Origin of the sequence: Methylosinus sp. sav-2 (genome assembly GCF_004366495.1) — a bacterium.
GTDB lineage: Bacteria > Pseudomonadota > Alphaproteobacteria > Rhizobiales > Beijerinckiaceae > Methylosinus.
This window is the reverse complement of sequence record NZ_SOEJ01000022.1, coordinates 1-16,330: the sequence shown is the minus strand read 5'-3', so window position 1 is coordinate 16,330 and position 16,330 is coordinate 1. Positions and strand designations below refer to the sequence as shown.

Genomic DNA, 16,330 nt, shown 5'->3' with positions numbered 1-16,330 from the left:
GGGCTCAGAACCGCCCCGCCTTCCAGGCCGCGACGGCGACTGGGACAATGGGCTCGATGAGCTTTTCCATCGCCTCGGCGTAGACGCGGATCTCATATTGCGCGTGCGGATCGGCGCGGAGCGACAGAAACTTCAATAAATTCAGCAAATTGACCTTCGCGAACATATGGCTGTAGGTGGAGACCGGCAGAACGGTGCGGGCCAGCTCGCGCGGCCAGCCGGCGGCCAGCAGCTCGCGATAAGTGGCGAAGGCAGCCTCGAAGCCGGCGCGCAGCTTCTCCACCTCGGCGCGGCGCGCCTCGAGATCGCCGCCGGGCTGGCGGCCCTGCTTATTAGCGACCGCCTGCTCGCCGATGTTTTCCGGATCGGGGAGGTAATAGGTCTCCGGCAATTCGCGGTAGCGGCCGGACAGCTCATTATAGGTCCAGGTGCGGTGGCGGTGCCATTGGCGCAGCACGAAGATCGGCGCCATCACCTCGAATTGGAACTCCACCGCCTCGAAGGGCGTCGTATGGCGGTTCTTCCAGAGGTAATCGATGAGCTTCTTGTCCGAGCCCTCATTCTCGCCGGCGCGCCAGGCGGCGTCATAGGAGACGCGGGCCGCGCGCACGATGGAGAGGTCCGAGCCCATATGATCGACGAGGCGGACGAAACCATGGTCCAGGACTTTGATCTGATTTGACATACGACGCCGTTCCGCCCCTCCCCGGCTCGCCCCCGCGTTCCGTGGCGGATGTGGCCGAGCCTCGCCCATCGATAACACGTTTGAGCGTTTTGGGCAGCGCGAGCCGCGATGGGACGCGCTCACCCTCCCCTTTTAGGGGGAGGGTCGGCCGGCGACAGCCGGACGGGGTGGGGTTCCGCGGCAAAGACTCGGGCGTTCACCCCCTCCCGATCGCCTTCGGCGCTCGACCTCCCCCTCAATGGGGAGGTGGAAACGCCTCTCCCGGCACCTTTTCTCGTTCGCCCGGCCCCCGCCCCGGACCGCTCGGCGATCCGACTCTTCTCGAAGCGGGGCGGTTTTCGCCCCCAGCCATAGCCATAGGCGCAAAGGCGCGTTATATCGCCCGGAACGCCACCGGACCCGAGAGATTATGACCTCTGAGCGCGAGACCTCGACCCATTTCGGTTTCTCCGAAGTCGGATTGGACGAAAAACAAGGCCTCGTGGACGATGTTTTCCACAAGGTGGCGCGCCGCTACGACATTATGAACGATCTGATGTCTGGCGGTATGCACAGGCTGTGGAAGGATGTGTTCGCCGCCAAGGTGCGGCCCGCCCGCCGTGGCCCCTTCCGCCATTTGGACGTCGCCGGCGGCACCGGCGACATCGCCTTCCGCATCGCCAAGGCCGCCGGGCCGGAGGCGGAGATCGTCGTGCTCGACATCAACGGCGACATGCTGGACGTCGGCCGCGACCGCGCGCAGGAGCGCGGCCTCTCCGACAAGCTGGAATTCGTCCAGGCCAACGCCGAATCCCTGCCCTTCCCGGACGCGCATTTCGACGCCTATACGATCGCCTTCGGCATTCGCAACGTGCCGCGGATCGAGGTCGCGCTGGCCGAGGCGCATCGCGTGCTGAAGCCCGGCGGGCGGTTCCTGTGCCTGGAATTCTCGCAGGTCGCGATTCCGGGCCTCGACAAGATCTACGAGGCCTATTCCTTCAATGTGATCCCGGCGATCGGCAAGCTCGTCGCCGGCGACGGCGAGCCCTATCGCTATCTCGTCGAATCCATTCAGCGCTTCCCCCGCGCGGACGAGTTCGAGCGGATGATCCGGCGCGCCGGCTTCCGCCGCACGGGCTTCGAGCGGCTGACGGGCGGCGTGGTGGCGATCCACTCCGGCTGGAAGCTCTGATCTTTCCCGAAAACCAAAAGACGAACGGCGGCTCTTCGTGCTCATCGGCTTCGGGCATTTCTTCCGACTGGCGCGCGCCGGCTTCATTCTGGCGCGCGAAGGCGTGTTCAAGAGCGTCGATCCGGCCATACTGCCCGTCCCGGCGCAATTTCTGCTGCGCTTCGGCAATCTTTTGGCCAAGCCCGGCAGCAGCGCCGGCGGCGCGCCGCAGGCTTTGGTGCGCGCCTTCGCGCAGATCGGCCCCTCCTATGTGAAGCTCGGCCAGTTTCTGGCCACGCGCCCGGATGTGGTCGGCGGCGAAATCGCCGACGCGCTGACCGCGCTGCAAGATCGAATGGAGCCCTTCGGCCGCAAGGCCGCGGTCGAGATCATCGAAAAAGCCTTCGGCAAGCCGATCGACGAGATTTTCCTCTCCTTCGGCGAGCCGGTGGCGGCGGCCTCCATCGCCCAGGTGCATCCGGCCCGCGTCGCCTATGCGGAGGGCGAGCGCAAGGTCGCGGTGAAGGTGCTGCGGCCGGATGTGGAACGCCAGTTCCGCCGCGATCTCGCCGATATGTATATTCTCGCCCGCGCCGCCGAGCGTTTCTCGGCGGAGGCGCGGCGGCTGCGGATGATCCAGGTCGTCGACACGCTCGCCCGCTCGGTGAAGCTCGAGACGGATTTCCGCCTCGAGGCGGCGGCGGCCTCGGAATTTCGCGACAATGTGGCCGACGATCCCGATATTCGCGCCCCCGGCGTCGATTGGGACCGCACGACGCGCGAGGTGCTGACGCTGGAATGGATCGACGGCGCGCCGCTGTCGGACCTCGCTCGCGTCGCCGCCATGAGCCATGATCTGAAGGATCTCGGCCGCAAGGTGCTGCAGTCATTCCTTCGCACGGCGATGCGGGACGGCTTCTTCCACGCCGACATGCATCAGGGCAATCTCTTCGTCGATCGCAAGGGACGGCTCGTCGCCATCGATTTCGGCATCATGGGCCGGCTCGGCTTCAAGGAGCGGCGCTTTCTGGCTGAAATCCTGTTCGGCTTCATCACCCGCGATTACAAGCGCGTCGCCGAGGTGCATTTCGAGGCGGGCTATGTGCCGCCGATTCACTCGGTCGAGGAGTTCTCGCAAGCGCTGCGCGCCATTGGCGAGCCGCTGCATACGGTGAATGCGCAAGACATTTCCATGGCGCGGCTGCTCACTCTGCTCTTCGAGGTGACGGCGCTGTTCGACATGCGCACCCGCACGGAGCTGGTGCTGCTGCAGAAGACCATGGTGGTGGCCGAGGGCGTCGCCCGCTCGCTCGATCCGACGCTGAATATTTGGCGGACGTCCGATCCGGTCGTGCGCAGCTGGATCGAGGATAATCTCGGCCCCAAGGCCAAGCTCGAGGACGCCGGCCGCGCGGCGATCGAGGTCGCCAAATTCACGACGCGCCTGCCCAAGCTGCTCAATGACGCCGAGGCGGCCGTCGAAATGCTGGCGTCCGCCGGCACGAAGGGCCTGCGGCTGTCGGAAGATTCGCTCGAAGGTCTGGCGCGGGCGCGGCGGCGGTCGGATCGCTGGTTCATGCTGGCCGTCGTGCTGGTGGCGCTGCTGGCCATTCACTGGATGAGGTGAGATCGATGATGGCGAAAACGGCTTCGCTCGCGCTCCTGCTCGCCTTCACGCCCCTCGCCGCCACGGCCGCGACGCCGGAGGAAGCCTATATTTCCCTCCGCGACCGCTCGACCGCCAAGCTCCGCAAGCTGGAGGCCGCCGGCAAAGCCGCCGGAGCGGCCGAGGCGGAGGAGCAGAAGACGCTCAAAGAGCTCGGCGAGAAGATGGAGGCGATCATCGGCCCCGTCTCCGTACCTGGTTTTCAGAAGCTCGGCAAATACAGCATAGAGACTCTATTCGACGGCGTCGGCGCCGATCAGCTCGACGGCCTCGCCTTCTCCGGCGACGACGACAAATCGCAGCTCACCGTCTCGACACAGGGCCTCGCCGAGGCCTTTTTGCGCGCCCATCGCAAGAATTGGCTGAAGGGCGAGAAGCCGCCGCAGTCGCTCGGTGAGGCGCTGCCTTCGCCCTATTTCTACACTCTGGCGGTGAGCCCGGACGCGGGCGTCGAGAAATACGCCGATCTGCCTATCGCCAAGCCCTCCGCGGCGACGCTGGCGACCGCCCTCCTCGATCTGCGCAGCCAGGACGACGCCGGCGGCGCGCTGCCGGACGAGATCATCGTCGCCGTCGCCAGCGAAGGGCGGCTCTATATCGCCTCGACGCCCGCCAAGGCGAAGATCGAATCCGCGCCCGCCTGCGAGAAAATCTGGAGCGAGCATCAGGCCAAGGCCAAGAAGGCGATGGATTCCTATTCCGCCTCCGGCCTCGCCGACGAGAAGGATTTCGAGAAATATTCGAAGCTGCAGGAGGAAGGCTCCTCCGCCTTCCGCCACTGCTTCGCCGAACATGCGAAATCCGAGAAATTCTTCGCCGCGCTGACGCAGGAAGCGCAGGCGCTCGCCGACAAATTGGCCGCGACGAAGCGCTGAGGGCGCCACCCTCCCCTCTAGGGGGAGGGTCGGACCGCAAAGCGGTCCGGGGTGGGGTTCAACGACAAAGACTCGGGGGGTTCACCCCCTCCCGAGCGCATTCGCGCTCGACCTCCCCCCTCTAGGGGGAGGTAAAAGCGCGCGCCGCTTCAGGCCAGCAGGCCGTGGTCGCGGGCGAGCTGGAGCAGATCCTTCTGCGGCCGCGCGCCGACATGGGCGATGATCTCCGCCGCCGCCAGCGCGCCCAGCGAGGCCGCGCCTTCATAGAGCGCGCCGCGTGCGAGGCCGGCGAGGAAACCCGCGGCGAAGAGATCGCCGGCGCCGGTGGTGTCCACCACTTCCGTCACCGGATAGGCCGGAACGGTGACGCATTTCTTCCCCTCGACGACGACGACGCCTTTCTCGGAGCGCGTGACCACGCCGAGAAGATTGGCCTCGGCGCCGAGCGCCTTGGCCGCCGTCGCGAAATCGGCGGTCTCATAGAGCGAATGCAATTCGCTCTCATTGGCGAAGAGAATATCGACGAGGCCGTCGCGCACCAGCCCCAAGAACTCGCCGCGATAGCGATCGACGCAGAACGCGTCGGACAGCGAGAGCGCGACGCGATTGCCGGCGGCGCGGCTGGCCTTGGCGGCCTTCAGAAAAGCCTCCTTGGCGGCCGGCGGATCCCAGAGATAGCCTTCGAGATAGAGGATTTTGGACGAGCGCACGAGCGCCTCGTCGACATCCTCCGGACCGAGAGCCTGGCAGGCGCCGAGGAAAGTGTTCATCGTGCGCTGGCCGTCCGGCGTCACCAGAATGAGGCAGCGCGCGGTGGCGGCGCCATCGGCGGCGACAGGCGTCTCGAAGGCGACGCCGGCCTTGCGAATGTCATGGGCGAACTCGCGCCCGGCGTCATCTTCCTTCACCTTGCCGATGAAGGCGGCGGCCAGGCCGAAGCCGGCGACGCCGACCAGAGTGTTGGCTGCCGAGCCGCCGGACATAACAGTCGTCGGCCCCATGGCCGCGTAGATCTCGGCGGCGCGGGCTTCATCGACGAGCTGCATCGCGCCCTTGTGGAGACCGGCGGCGACCAGCTGATCGTCCTCCGCGCGCGAGAGTGTGTCGACAATGGCGTTTCCGACGCCGAGGACGTCATAGGTGGCGGACATGAAATCACCTGCTGCAGAACGGGGGCGCGAGCGCCGGAGCGCTCTCTCTAATCGACCCCGCCGGGAGGTCAACCGAGCGCTCGACCGCTCCACCGCAGGGCCGTGGCGACGGCCGGAGGGAGGGAGACCGAGATACCAACATAAATTATTGATATATAATAATAAAATAAAATCCAGCCCGGCGCATGGGACGGCCGGCGGCGGCGGCCGAGATTATTTTTTGCGCGGGCCGAGCAAACGCCCGGCTTTTCTTGTAGGAGAATTGCAGCGCGGCCGCGTCGGCGAAAGACGGCGGCCGCGCAACCCGCGCGCGGCCCTCCCGGCCTGCGCGTCCCGTTCCGGCCTGCGGTGAGCGTCGTCATGTCGATCAAGCATCCGATCATCTCGATCACCGGCTCGTCCGGCGCTGGCACGAGCTCGGTCAAGCAGACATTCGAGCAGATTTTCCGCCGCGAGAAGGTGGAGGTCGCCTATGTGGAAGGCGATTCCTTCCACCGTTTCGACCGCAACCAGATGAAAGCCGCCATGAGCGACGCTCAGGCGCAGGGCAATCAGCATTTCAGCCATTTCGGTCCCGAGGCCAATCTGCTCGGCGAGCTCGAGAATCTGTTCAAGGAATATGGCGAGACCGGAAGCGGGCAATATCGCCATTATGTCCATGACGCGAACGAGGGCGCCGTGCTCGCCTCGCCGCCGGGCACATTCACGCCATGGCGCGAGCTGCCCGCCAATACCGACCTTTTGTTCTACGAGGGCCTGCATGGCGCGGTCGTGACCGAGGAGGTCAATGTCGCGCGCTACGCCGATCTCAAGATCGGCGTCGTGCCGGTCATCAATCTCGAATGGACGCAGAAGCTCCATCGCGACCGCAACACGCGCGGCTACACCACCGAGGCCGTCACCGAGACGATCCTGCGCCGGATGCACGATTATGTGTATTACATCTGCCCGCAATTCTCGGAGACGGACATCAACTTCCAGCGCGCCGCGACGGTGGACACCTCCAATCCCTTCGTCGCGCGCTCCATCCCGAGCCCGGACGAATCGATCGTCGTCATCCGCTTCCGCGATCCGCGCGGCGTCGATTTTCCCTATCTCGTGACGATGATCGCCGGCAGCTGGATGTCGCGCGCCAATTCCATCGTCATTCCGGGCAATAAGCTCGATCTCGCCATGCAGCTCATACTCACGCCGCGGATATTGGAGCTGATGAAACGCAAACGTGGCGAAGCCTGAGGAAACGAACCCGATGTCGAATGTCTTGGAAACTGTCGTCGAAGTCGCCGCGGCCGAGGACGAGCGCCGCGCCGCCAACGCCATTCGCGCGCTGGCGATGGACGCGGTGGAGAAGGCCAAATCCGGCCATCCCGGCATGCCCATGGGCATGGCCGACGTCGCCGCGGTGCTGTTTCGTCAGTTCGTGAAATTCGACGCCGCCGCGCCGGACTGGGTGGATCGCGACCGCTTCGTGCTGTCGGCCGGCCATGGCTCCATGCTGCTCTACGCCCTCGTCTATCTGCTGGGCTATCCGGGCGTTACGATCGACGATCTGCAGAACTTCCGCCAGCTCGACTCCAAGACCCCCGGCCATCCCGAATTCGGCCATACCGTCGGCGTCGAGACGACGACCGGCCCGCTCGGCCAGGGCCTCGCCACCGCCGTCGGCCTCGCCATTGCGGAGCGGCTGCAGGCGGCGCGCTTCGGCGATGAGATCGTCGACCATCGCACCTATGTCATCGCCGGCGACGGCTGCCTGATGGAAGGCGTCAGCCATGAGGCGATCGATCTCGCCGGCCATTTGAAGCTCGGCCGGCTGATCGTGCTTTGGGACGACAATGGCATTTCCATCGACGGGCCGACGACGCTCTCCACCTCCACCGATCAGCTCGCTCGCTTCGCCGCCTCCGGCTGGCATGTGCAGCGCGTGGACGGCCATGCGCCGGCGGAGATCGCCGCCGCGCTCGCCGCCGCGCAGCAGGAGGCGCGCCCCTCGCTGATCGCCTGCCGCAGCGTCATCGGCTATGGCGCGCCCGGCAAGCAGGGCAAGGAGACGGTTCACGGCGCACCGCTCGGCGCATCGGAGATCGAGCTCGCCCGCGCCGAGCTCGGCTGGCCCTATGAGCCTTTCGAGATTCCGGCGGAGACGCTGGAGGCCTGGCGCGCCGCCGGCCGCCGCGGCGAGAGCGCAAGGCTCGCCTGGGAGCAGCGCCTCGCCGCCTCGGGCAAGCGCGACGAATTCGAGAATTTCCTGAAGGGCGACGTCTCCGGCGCGGTGGCAGGGCCGCTGCGCGCGCTGCGCGAGAGCTTCGCCACCGAGCGGCCCAAGGTGGCGACGCGCAAATCCTCCGAGACCGTGCTCGGCGTCATCAACGCCGCGACCGACGCGACGATCGGCGGCTCCGCCGATCTCACCCATTCCAACTTCACCATCACCAAAGGGCTCGGCTCCGTCTCGGCGGAGAATTTCGCCGGCCGCTACATTCATTATGGCGTGCGCGAGCACGGCATGGCCGCGGCGATGAACGGCATAGCGCTGCATGGCGGCTTCGTTCCCTATGGCGGAACCTTTCTCGTCTTCTCCGATTATGCGCGCGGCGCGATCCGCCTCTCCGCGCTGATGGGCCAGCGCGTCGTCTATGTGCTGACGCATGATTCGATCGGCCTCGGCGAGGACGGGCCGACGCATCAGCCGATCGAGCATCTCGCCTCGCTGCGCGCTCTGCCCAATCTCTATGTGTTCCGCCCGGCGGACGCGATCGAGACGGCGGAGAGCTGGGAAATCGCCCTCAATGCGAAGACGACGCCCTCCGTGCTGAGCCTGTCGCGTCAGAATTTGGCGACGCTGGAGCGGCCGCTCGGCGAGAATCTCACCGCCCGCGGCGCCTATGTGCTGCGCGAGCCGAGCGGCGGACGCCATGTAACGCTCATCGCCACCGGCTCGGAAGTGCAGATCGCGCTCGCCGCCGCCGATCTTCTGTGGACGCGGGGCGTGCGCGCCGCCGTCGTCTCCATGCCCTGCTGGGAGCTGTTCGAGACGCAATCGCCGACCTATCGCGCCAGCGTGCTCGGCTCGGCGCCGCGCGTCGCGGTGGAGGCCGCCGCGCGCCTCGGCTGGGACCGCTGGATCGGCGAGCGCGGCGCTTTCGTCGGCATGACGGGCTTCGGCGCGAGCGCGCCGGCGGATGCGCTCTACGCCCGCTTCGGCATAACGGCCGAAGGCGTGGCCGGGACCGCGCAAGCGCTGCTCTGACGATCGGCGTAATCGGAACGGCGCCCGCGGCTTCGCGGGCGTCGCGCCGGCAGGGAATGAATAGTCGATTTCGAGCTCGAACGAATAGACCAAGAGAAACCCTCGCGAGAGGGCGCCGCAATTCTCGGCGAGCGGCCGCGGGAGGTGATGACATCGCCCGCGCTCCGCTATATCGCTATCAACGGAATCGGCCTGCGCCCCCGCATTGCTCTGGCGGCGCCGCCGTAGACTTTAATCGAATTCCGGCACTGGGAGGACACCGCAAATGGCGCTCATCACCCTGAGACAATTGCTCGACCACGCCGCCGAGCACGACTATGGCGTGCCGGCCTTCAATATCAACAATATGGAGCAGGGCCTCGCGGTGATGGAGGCCGCCGCCTCGGTCGACGCTCCGGTCATCATCCAGGCGAGCCGCGGCGCCCGCTCCTACGCCAATGACGTGATGCTGGCCAAGATGATCGAGGCGCTGGCGATCATGTATCCCGACATTCCGCTGGTCATGCATCAGGACCATGGCAATAGCGAAGCCACCTGCGCCAGCGCCATTCGCTTCGGCTTCACCTCGGTGATGATGGACGGCTCGCTGGAGGCCGACGGCAAGACGCCGGCGAGCTATGACTACAATGTCGCGGTGACGCGCCGCGTCGTCGATCTCGCGCATTGGGTCGGCGCTTCGGTCGAGGGCGAGCTCGGCGTGCTCGGCTCGCTGGAGACCGGCGAGGGCGAGAAAGAGGACGGCCATGGCGCCGAGGGCAAGCTCAGCCACGACCAGCTGCTGACCGACCCGAGCCAAGCTGTCGATTTCGTCGCCCGCACCAAGGTCGACGCTCTCGCCATCGCCATGGGCACCTCGCACGGCGCTTACAAATTCTCGCGCAAGCCCGACGGCGCCATTCTCGCGATGCATGTGATCGAGGAGATTCACAATCGCCTGCCGAACACGCATCTGGTGATGCACGGCTCCTCCTCCGTGCCGCAGGATTTGCAGGACGCGTTCAACGAGGCCGGCGGCGAGATGCCGCAGACCTGGGGCGTGCCGGTGGAAGAGATTCAGCGCGGCATCAAATTCGGCGTGCGCAAGATCAACATCGACACCGACTGCCGCATCGCCGTCACCGCCTCCATCCGCGCGACGCTGCTGAAGAACAAGGGCGAGTTCGACCCGCGCAAATATCTGAAGCCGGCGCAGGAGGCGATGCGCAAAGTGTGCAAGCAGCGCTATGAGGAATTCGGCGCCGCGGGCCAGGCGAGCAAGATCAAGCCGATCCCGCTCGCCGACATGGCCAAGCGTTACGCTAGCGGCGCGCTCGATCCGCAATTCTCGGAAAAGAGGGCCGCGGAGTGAGGTCTAAACCGGCGCGCCCGCAAATATCGGGCGCGCCGATGCGCGCTTCGCGCTTATTTGCACTGATTGAGGTCGGGACGATCGGCGGCGCAGAAATTCGTGCCCTTCGAGCTGGGCTTGCCGCTGGAGGCGAAGCCGCCCGTCAGCGCCGCGCCCTTGAAGGTCGCCGTCACGACCTTGTATTTCGTGATGTCCAGGCGGGAGTTGTCGCAGTGCTTCAACGCCGACGCGGAGCATTCGGCTTCGCTCTCAGCGGATTCCTGCGTGTCGCACTCCTGCTTGCCGTTGCACTTCTTGTAGGATTCCGCCTCCTGGCCGGCGCAGGCCGTGCGCTTGATGTGAACGACGCAATCGGCGGCGAAAGCGTTCGTGAGCGACAGCGCCAGCAGCGCTCCGAGAGCAATGGCTTTTTTCATGGGATCCCCCCTCTATGTGATGTGCGGCGGACGCGCGGTTCAGGGCGCGCCCCGCCAACCCACTGGTGCACGGTCATTACGAAATCCGCGTGACGCCCGACGCGGCCCCCGGAGCGCATTCGCCCTCGGCGGGACCCGCCACCAACTCGACTGCCGGCTGCGACGGAGCCCCTCATATGACCAGTGACATCATCATCGCCCCTTCCATTCTCTCCGCCGATTTCGCGCGGCTCGGCGAGGAGGTGCGCGATGTCGTCGCCGCCGGCGCCGATTGGATTCATCTCGATGTGATGGACGGGCATTTCGTGCCCAACATCACCTTCGGCCCCGGCGTAGTGAAGGCGCTGCGCCCGCACGCGTCGTGCATTTTCGACGCGCATCTGATGATCGAGCCGGTCGATCCTTATGTCGCGGCCTTCGCCGAGGCGGGCGCCGACATCATCACCCTGCATGCCGAAGCGGGCGCGCATCTGCATCGCTCGCTGCGGCTCATCCGCTCGCTCGGCAAGAAGGCCGGCGTCTCGCTCAATCCGGGCACCAGCGAGCGCGCGCTCGATTATGTGCTCGACGATGTCGATCTCATTCTGGTGATGAGCGTCGACCCCGGCTTCGGCGGGCAAGGCTTCATCCCCTCGCAGATCGACAAGATCCGCCGCATACGGGAGATGATCGGCCGGCGCGAAATATTCCTCGAGGTGGACGGCGGCGTGACGCGGCAGACGGCGACGGCGATCGTCGAGGCCGGCGCCGATGTTCTCGTCGCCGGCTCCGCCGTCTTCGCCGGGAGCGGCGCCTCGGTCTATCGCGAGAATATCGCCGCTCTGCGCGGCGCGGCCGCCGCCGCCGGCGCGCTGGCCGTGTGACGACGCGCCGCGCGGGAGCGTTGCGAAAGCGTCACGATGGAGGGAGAAAGCTTCTGGCCCCCGCCGCGAGTGGACCCGAATGAACGACGACTTCAGGCAGGCGAGCGAAGCTCGCGCCGATCTCCATGAATTGTTGACCGCCCTGTCGCGCTTGCGCGAGGAGGTCGTCGCCGACGGCCAGAGGCTCATCGAGAGCTGGGGCGGACCGTTTCCGGCCGAAGCCGCGCCGGCGGCGGAAAATCTCGCCCATTACCTCGCCCTGCGCCGCCGCGATCTCAGCGATCTGCAATCGCGCCTCTCGGCATTCGGCCTCTCGTCGCTCGGCCGCAGCGAGGCCAAGGTGATGGAGGCTCTGGACGCGCTTCTGGCGACGCTGCGGCGGCTCGCCGGCGAGGCAGACGCCCCCTACCCCACCGCCGCCGCCATGCGCGCCGGCGAGGACGCCATAAGCGCCGCGCGCGATCGGATTTTCGGCGCAGTCCCCACGACGCCGCACGCTGTCGTGATGGTCACGCTGCCGAGCGAGGCGGCGAGCGAGCCCGAGCTGATCCGCCGGCTGCTGGAGGCCGGCATGGGCTGCGCGCGCATAAATTGCGCGCATGACGACGCTACCGCCTGGAAAGCGATGATCGCCAACATACGCGCGGCCGAGCGCGCGCTCGGCCGCAATTGCCGCGTGCTGATGGACATCGCCGGGCCGAAATGCCGGATCGAGCAATTGCGCGCGCCCGAGAAGCTGCGCCTCTATCGCGGCGACCGCTTCGCCATGGTCGCGACGCTCGATCCGCGCGCCGGCGGGCCGGTCGCCATCCGGCCCTCCTTTCCGGAGGCGATCGGCCAGCTGGCGCTCGGCGCGGAAGTGTGGATCAATGACGGGAAGATCGGCGCGCGCGTCGTCGGCGCGAGCGCGGGCGCCGTGGAGCTGGAAGTGTTCAGCGCCCGCGGCAAGGGCGAGCGGCTGAAGGTCGAGAAGGGCCTCAATTTCCCCACCATCGATCTGCGCCTGCCGCCGCTGACGCCAAAAGATTTCCGCGATCTCGATTTCGTCGCGGCCGAGGCCGATCTCGTCGGCTTCTCCTTCGTGCAGGAGCCCGCCGACGTCGATCTCCTCCAGGACCATCTCGCGGCGCGGCGCGGCGCGCTGCCCAAGCAGACGATCGTGCTGAAGATCGAGACGCCGCTCGCCGTGCGCAATCTGCCGCGGCTCATTCTGCGCTCGGCGCTGCATCATCCGACAGCGGTGATGATCGCGCGCGGCGATCTCGCGGTCGAGCTCGGCTTCGCCCGGCTCTCCGAGATGCAGGAGGAGATTTTATGGCTCTGCGAGGCCGCCCATGTGCCGGTGATCTGGGCGACGCAGGTGCTCGACCAGTTCATCAAGGACGGCGCGCCGAGCCGGGCCGAGACCACAGACGCCGCCATGGCGCAGCGCGCCGAATGCGTGATGCTGAACAAGGGGCCATATCTCGCCGAGGCGGTGACATTCCTGCGCGACGTGCTGGCCCGCATGGATCGCCATCAATCGAAAAAATTCGCCCGCTTCACGCCGCTGCGCGCCTGGGACTAGAGGCGCGCGAAAAAGTTGCGGAGGCGACGCCGGGGCATTATGGGATAGCCGCCGCCCGGCGACTCGGCTGGTCGGCGCATTGGGGCGTCGCCAAGTGGTAAGGCAGCGGATTTTGATTCCGCCATACGGAGGTTCGAATCCTCCCGCCCCAGCCAGAATTCCGCAAATCGTTGGAATCGCTTGAAAATCGCCTCAGCTGGGGCGAGTTTCCACATCCCTTGTGACACATGGCTGGTACACCACGGAGATTTTCGTGCCCGCCATCCCCCATGTCGTGCGTCGCGGCGCGTACTATTATTGGCGGCGGCGACTGCCATCGGCCCTTGCCGAATCGAGAAATTCTGCGACCCTGATTCTCGGCCTGGGCGCCAGCAACCCCGGGAGAGCGCGCTACCTCGCGGGCCAGATTTCCGCGCTCGCCGATCGTTGTTTCTTTCCGGCCGCCATGACCAGTCGCCTCTCCCAGCCGCAAATCCAGAGGGTGTTCCGCGTCGTCTTCACGCGGCTGCCTCGACGCAGCGCCTCCATTATATAACGATCAGAACGAGCGAAGTTCGGCGCATCAAGAATCTGTATTCCGAGCGCTCGGTCGTCCTGCATCCAGAGCTCATCTGCCTCGGCTTTCTCGATTATGTCGCAGCCGTGAGAGCGCTCGGCTATGAGATGGTCTTCCCCGATCTCAAATCGCCGACATCCTCGTCACCTCTGGGCGATCGGCTCTATGACGAGCTGATCGACGGGCTACACCAAGCCATTCCCGACGCCAAGGAGCGCAAGAAGGTCATCCATTCCATGCGCAAGTCTTTCGGCAATACATTGAAGCAGGAGGGAATACACAGCGAAATTCGGGGCGACATCATGGGGCATTCGGGCGCCACTCCGAGCGAGGAAATCTACTGCGACGCGATTGCGCTCGCCAAAATGCTGCCGAGCATCATGAAGATTCCGATCGTGACGGCGCATCTACAGCCTCACCCGATCCGCCTGCTGCCATGGGTGGAGGAAAAACTGCCGCCGCCGTTCTCGCGGAAGCGGAGGGAGGCGGAAGGCGCGGGTCCGAGACCCAGGCAGGCGAGAAAAATAAAGGGCGAACCAGACCGCTGTTGACCCCTTGCAGACCTGTCGCGCCGACAGGCCCAACGTCGGGTTGCGCCGAAAGGCGACATTCCCGGGCCGGGCGTCCTGCAGCGGCTGCGGGATCGCGTCGCTCAAGAGAAAATGCTTTTGCTTACGCTGATGCCATTCGAGGTCTCGCGCCAAGTATTCGAACGGGCCGGCGAACCAAAGAAATTTGCGACGCTACCCTGCGGTCAATTCGCTCCTTACTGCGAGAGCTTCGCCCAATCCTGTCCGGCGGCGCGCGACTGGTTCGTCGCGCATTTCTAATGGCCCACGTCTCCACGCGACCCTCGTCCGGCGCGACCGGCTCAAAGCGGTCTTTCAGAAGCTGGAAGGCTTCGGGAGCGATTTCGAGAGTTTCGTCACCGGAGAGGAGAGAATGTCTCGGGGGTGAGCAATATCGTCTCCACGCAGGAGAGCCAGGCGATGTCGAAACCCGCCATGTCCACCTTGAACAGATCGCTGGCCATATAGCGATCAGAGGCCGCCTTGGGATCGACACCTTCGGGATAGCCGACGAGCGCGACGACTTTCGCCGGATCGCTCGCAACGGTAAACACGCCATGTGTGACGATCCCGAATGCTTTCAGGCTTTCGATATGCTTGATCCAGATCTTGCGATAGGCCGTGGCGGCCTCGACGGATTTCAGCGTGTAGATGCGCATTTCATAGGTCGTCATGGATTTTCTCCGCTCGATGACGCGTGATCGCACGCTCGCTACGACAACGGTCCGGGCCATGGAGGCAACGCCTCGTCGCTCGACGGGCGGCGGTAACGCCGACTCGTCTCCCCGGACGCTCGTTTGCGGAGCAGTTCGAACTTGCCCAGTTCACGTTGCTCGAGGCGCGACCCTCGAATAGCCGGCGATCAATTCCTGCATGATGACGCTCGCCGGCAAGATGGCGTCGAGCAGCCCGAGGTTCTGGCCGACGACGAGGCTGCCGTTCTCGACGTCGCCGTCGACGGCCGCCGCGCGCAAGACGCCACGACCGATCTCGCGGATGCGCTCCGCGGCGTCGTCGGGCGGCAGTTCCCGTTCGAGGCGCAGCATTTCATCCGTCAGCCGGTTTTTGACGCCACGCACCCCGTCGCCGGCGCTGACGCCGGTCAGAACGGTGTCGCCCTCCCCGGCGGCGACGATGGCGTTCTTGTAGTTGGCGTGGATCGGGCATTCCTCGGCGACCAGGAAGCGGCTTCCGACCTCGACGCCGGCGGCGCCGAGCATGAACGAAGCGGCGACGCCGCGTCCATCAGCGACGCCGCTCGAATTGATCACGGGGATGGAAACGGCGTCCACGACCTGGGGGATCAGGGAGAATGTGCCGGTGAGGCCGAAGATGTGACCGCCGCCGTCGTACCCCTTGACCGAGATGAAATCGACCCCGGCCGCTTCGAACACTTTGGCCTCCGACACCGAGGACGCCTTGCCGATCGTCGCGGCGCCGTGGCTCCTGAGCGCTTCGACGTAACGCGGAAGCGTGTCGAAATAGGCGGGGAACGTCTCGATCTCGACGACCTTGATCCCTTCGCGCAGGGTGATTTCCAGCAGCTTGTCGGCGTCGGGCAGGCAGGTGATGATGTTGAGGCCGAAAGGCGCCTCCGTCAGGGCCCGGGCCGCGCGGATCTCGGCCTCGAAAACGGCCGGCGGGCAGAAGCCGAGCCCCATGATCCCCAGCCCGCCGGCGTTGGAAACGCTTGCGGCGAGCTTGCTGTCCGAGGCCCAGGCCATCGGCCCTTGCAGGATCGGATAGCGAATGCCGAGCTTGTCGCAGACAATGTTGCTCATGATTCCCTCTTGCCTACCCTGACGGCGACGGCGTGCTTTGTGGGATTGGACGGGCGCGCGCAGCCCCGCGACCATCTCTTCCGAAACATCGCGCCCCGTTCAAATGAACGGTTAGGTTTTGTATTTGCACCGCAAAAGGCTATCAATAGCGAAGCCGACCGTCAACTATTGAACGATGTCGTTCAGTTATGGATATCGAATGAGGATCGCAATGGCGGAGCCCGGCAGGCCGAAAGTAAGGACGAGAGGGCCGCGAACGGTCGAGCGCATCGTCGAGGCGGCTCACCGGTTGTTTCTCAGCCGAGGCTTCGCCGAAACATCGATGGAGGCGATCGCTCAGGAAGCCGGCGTCAGCAAAGCGACGCTCTACGCGCATTATGGCAGCCGGGATGAATTGTTCACGGCTGTGATCTGGGCGGCCGGCGACCGGTTTTCATCCGGCCTGGTGTCAGG

Annotated in this window: 15 protein-coding genes and 1 tRNA gene; 11 read left to right on the top strand and 5 right to left on the bottom strand. The window is 65.6% G+C overall.

Translation table 11 applies throughout. The annotated features are described in order from the left end of the window. Positions 1 to 4: 4 nt before the first annotated feature. Positions 5 to 685 (bottom strand): FAD-dependent thymidylate synthase, encoded by a 681-nt coding sequence (gene thyX, locus EDE12_RS20280; protein ID WP_026598082.1) that lies wholly within the window; start codon positions 683 to 685, stop codon positions 5 to 7. 409 nt (positions 686 to 1,094) lie between these two features. On the opposite strand from thyX, the gene ubiE reads away from it, so the two are divergent. From ubiE to EDE12_RS20265, 3 genes are read left to right on the top strand one after another with little or no spacing between them, the layout of a single operon-like run. Next, the gene (gene ubiE, locus EDE12_RS20275; protein ID WP_024879320.1) at positions 1,095 to 1,856 is read left to right on the top strand and encodes a bifunctional demethylmenaquinone methyltransferase/2-methoxy-6-polyprenyl-1,4-benzoquinol methylase UbiE; all 762 of its coding nucleotides are present in this window, start codon (positions 1,095 to 1,097) and stop codon (positions 1,854 to 1,856) included. A 37-nt stretch (positions 1,857 to 1,893) separates the two neighbouring features. Beyond that, a complete protein-coding gene (ubiB, locus tag EDE12_RS20270) occupies positions 1,894 to 3,462 on the top strand; it encodes a 2-polyprenylphenol 6-hydroxylase (protein ID WP_026598081.1) in 1,569 nt (522 codons plus the stop codon). Positions 3,463 to 3,467: 5 nt separating this feature from the next. Beyond that, the gene (locus tag EDE12_RS20265; protein WP_134188271.1) at positions 3,468 to 4,376 is read left to right on the top strand and encodes a hypothetical protein; all 909 of its coding nucleotides are present in this window, start codon (positions 3,468 to 3,470) and stop codon (positions 4,374 to 4,376) included. A gap of 149 nt (positions 4,377 to 4,525) precedes the next feature. On the opposite strand, the gene EDE12_RS20260 is transcribed toward EDE12_RS20265, so the two are convergent. Further along, the gene (locus EDE12_RS20260) at positions 4,526 to 5,527 is read right to left on the bottom strand and encodes an adenosine kinase (RefSeq protein ID WP_026598079.1); all 1,002 of its coding nucleotides are present in this window, start codon (positions 5,525 to 5,527) and stop codon (positions 4,526 to 4,528) included. Between the two features lie 360 nt (positions 5,528 to 5,887). Between EDE12_RS20260 and EDE12_RS20255 the strand changes: the two genes are divergently transcribed. The 3 genes from EDE12_RS20255 to fba all read left to right on the top strand — a co-directional run bounded on the left by EDE12_RS20255 (position 5,888) and on the right by fba (position 10,125). After that, a complete protein-coding gene (locus tag EDE12_RS20255) occupies positions 5,888 to 6,763 on the top strand; it encodes a phosphoribulokinase (protein ID WP_026598078.1) in 876 nt (291 codons plus the stop codon). Between the two features lie 13 nt (positions 6,764 to 6,776). Then, positions 6,777 to 8,777 carry a transketolase gene (tkt, locus tag EDE12_RS20250; protein WP_026598077.1) on the top strand — a complete coding sequence of 667 codons (2,001 nt, stop codon included), beginning with the start codon at positions 6,777 to 6,779 and terminating at the stop codon, positions 8,775 to 8,777. 265 nt (positions 8,778 to 9,042) lie between these two features. Further along, positions 9,043 to 10,125, top strand: coding sequence for a class II fructose-bisphosphate aldolase (gene fba, locus EDE12_RS20245; protein WP_024879314.1), 1,083 nt, complete (start codon positions 9,043 to 9,045; stop codon positions 10,123 to 10,125). A 53-nt stretch (positions 10,126 to 10,178) separates the two neighbouring features. Here the strand turns inward: fba and EDE12_RS20240 are convergent, their stop codons facing one another. Then, complete coding sequence (locus tag EDE12_RS20240) at positions 10,179 to 10,541, bottom strand: hypothetical protein (RefSeq protein WP_024879313.1); 363 nt, start codon at positions 10,539 to 10,541, stop codon at positions 10,179 to 10,181. A gap of 176 nt (positions 10,542 to 10,717) precedes the next feature. Between EDE12_RS20240 and rpe the strand changes: the two genes are divergently transcribed. The 4 genes from rpe (at position 10,718) to EDE12_RS20220 (ending at position 14,078) form a co-directional block, all read left to right on the top strand. Beyond that, the gene (rpe, locus tag EDE12_RS20235; RefSeq protein WP_026598076.1) at positions 10,718 to 11,404 is read left to right on the top strand and encodes a ribulose-phosphate 3-epimerase; all 687 of its coding nucleotides are present in this window, start codon (positions 10,718 to 10,720) and stop codon (positions 11,402 to 11,404) included. Between the two features lie 79 nt (positions 11,405 to 11,483). Next, positions 11,484 to 12,971, top strand: a complete 1,488-nt coding sequence (locus EDE12_RS20230; RefSeq protein ID WP_026598075.1) for a pyruvate kinase — start codon at positions 11,484 to 11,486, stop codon at positions 12,969 to 12,971. A gap of 80 nt (positions 12,972 to 13,051) precedes the next feature. Beyond that, a tRNA-Gln gene (locus EDE12_RS20225) sits at positions 13,052 to 13,126 on the top strand. Between the two features lie 25 nt (positions 13,127 to 13,151). After that, a complete protein-coding gene (locus EDE12_RS20220; RefSeq protein WP_134188270.1) occupies positions 13,152 to 14,078 on the top strand; it encodes a hypothetical protein in 927 nt (308 codons plus the stop codon). A 374-nt stretch (positions 14,079 to 14,452) separates the two neighbouring features. Here EDE12_RS20220 and EDE12_RS20215 read toward each other — a convergent pair whose 3' ends face one another. Together EDE12_RS20215 and EDE12_RS20210 are read right to left on the bottom strand one after the other, a co-directional pair. Continuing rightward, a complete protein-coding gene (locus tag EDE12_RS20215) occupies positions 14,453 to 14,770 on the bottom strand; it encodes an NIPSNAP family protein (RefSeq protein WP_026598073.1) in 318 nt (105 codons plus the stop codon). A 150-nt stretch (positions 14,771 to 14,920) separates the two neighbouring features. After that, positions 14,921 to 15,877, bottom strand: coding sequence for a nitronate monooxygenase (locus EDE12_RS20210; protein WP_036290277.1), 957 nt, complete (start codon positions 15,875 to 15,877; stop codon positions 14,921 to 14,923). 211 nt (positions 15,878 to 16,088) lie between these two features. Between EDE12_RS20210 and EDE12_RS20205 the strand changes: the two genes are divergently transcribed. Further along, positions 16,089 to 16,330, top strand: a 242-nt coding sequence (locus tag EDE12_RS20205; RefSeq protein ID WP_166671909.1) for a helix-turn-helix domain-containing protein, incomplete at its 3' end; no start/stop codon positions are given.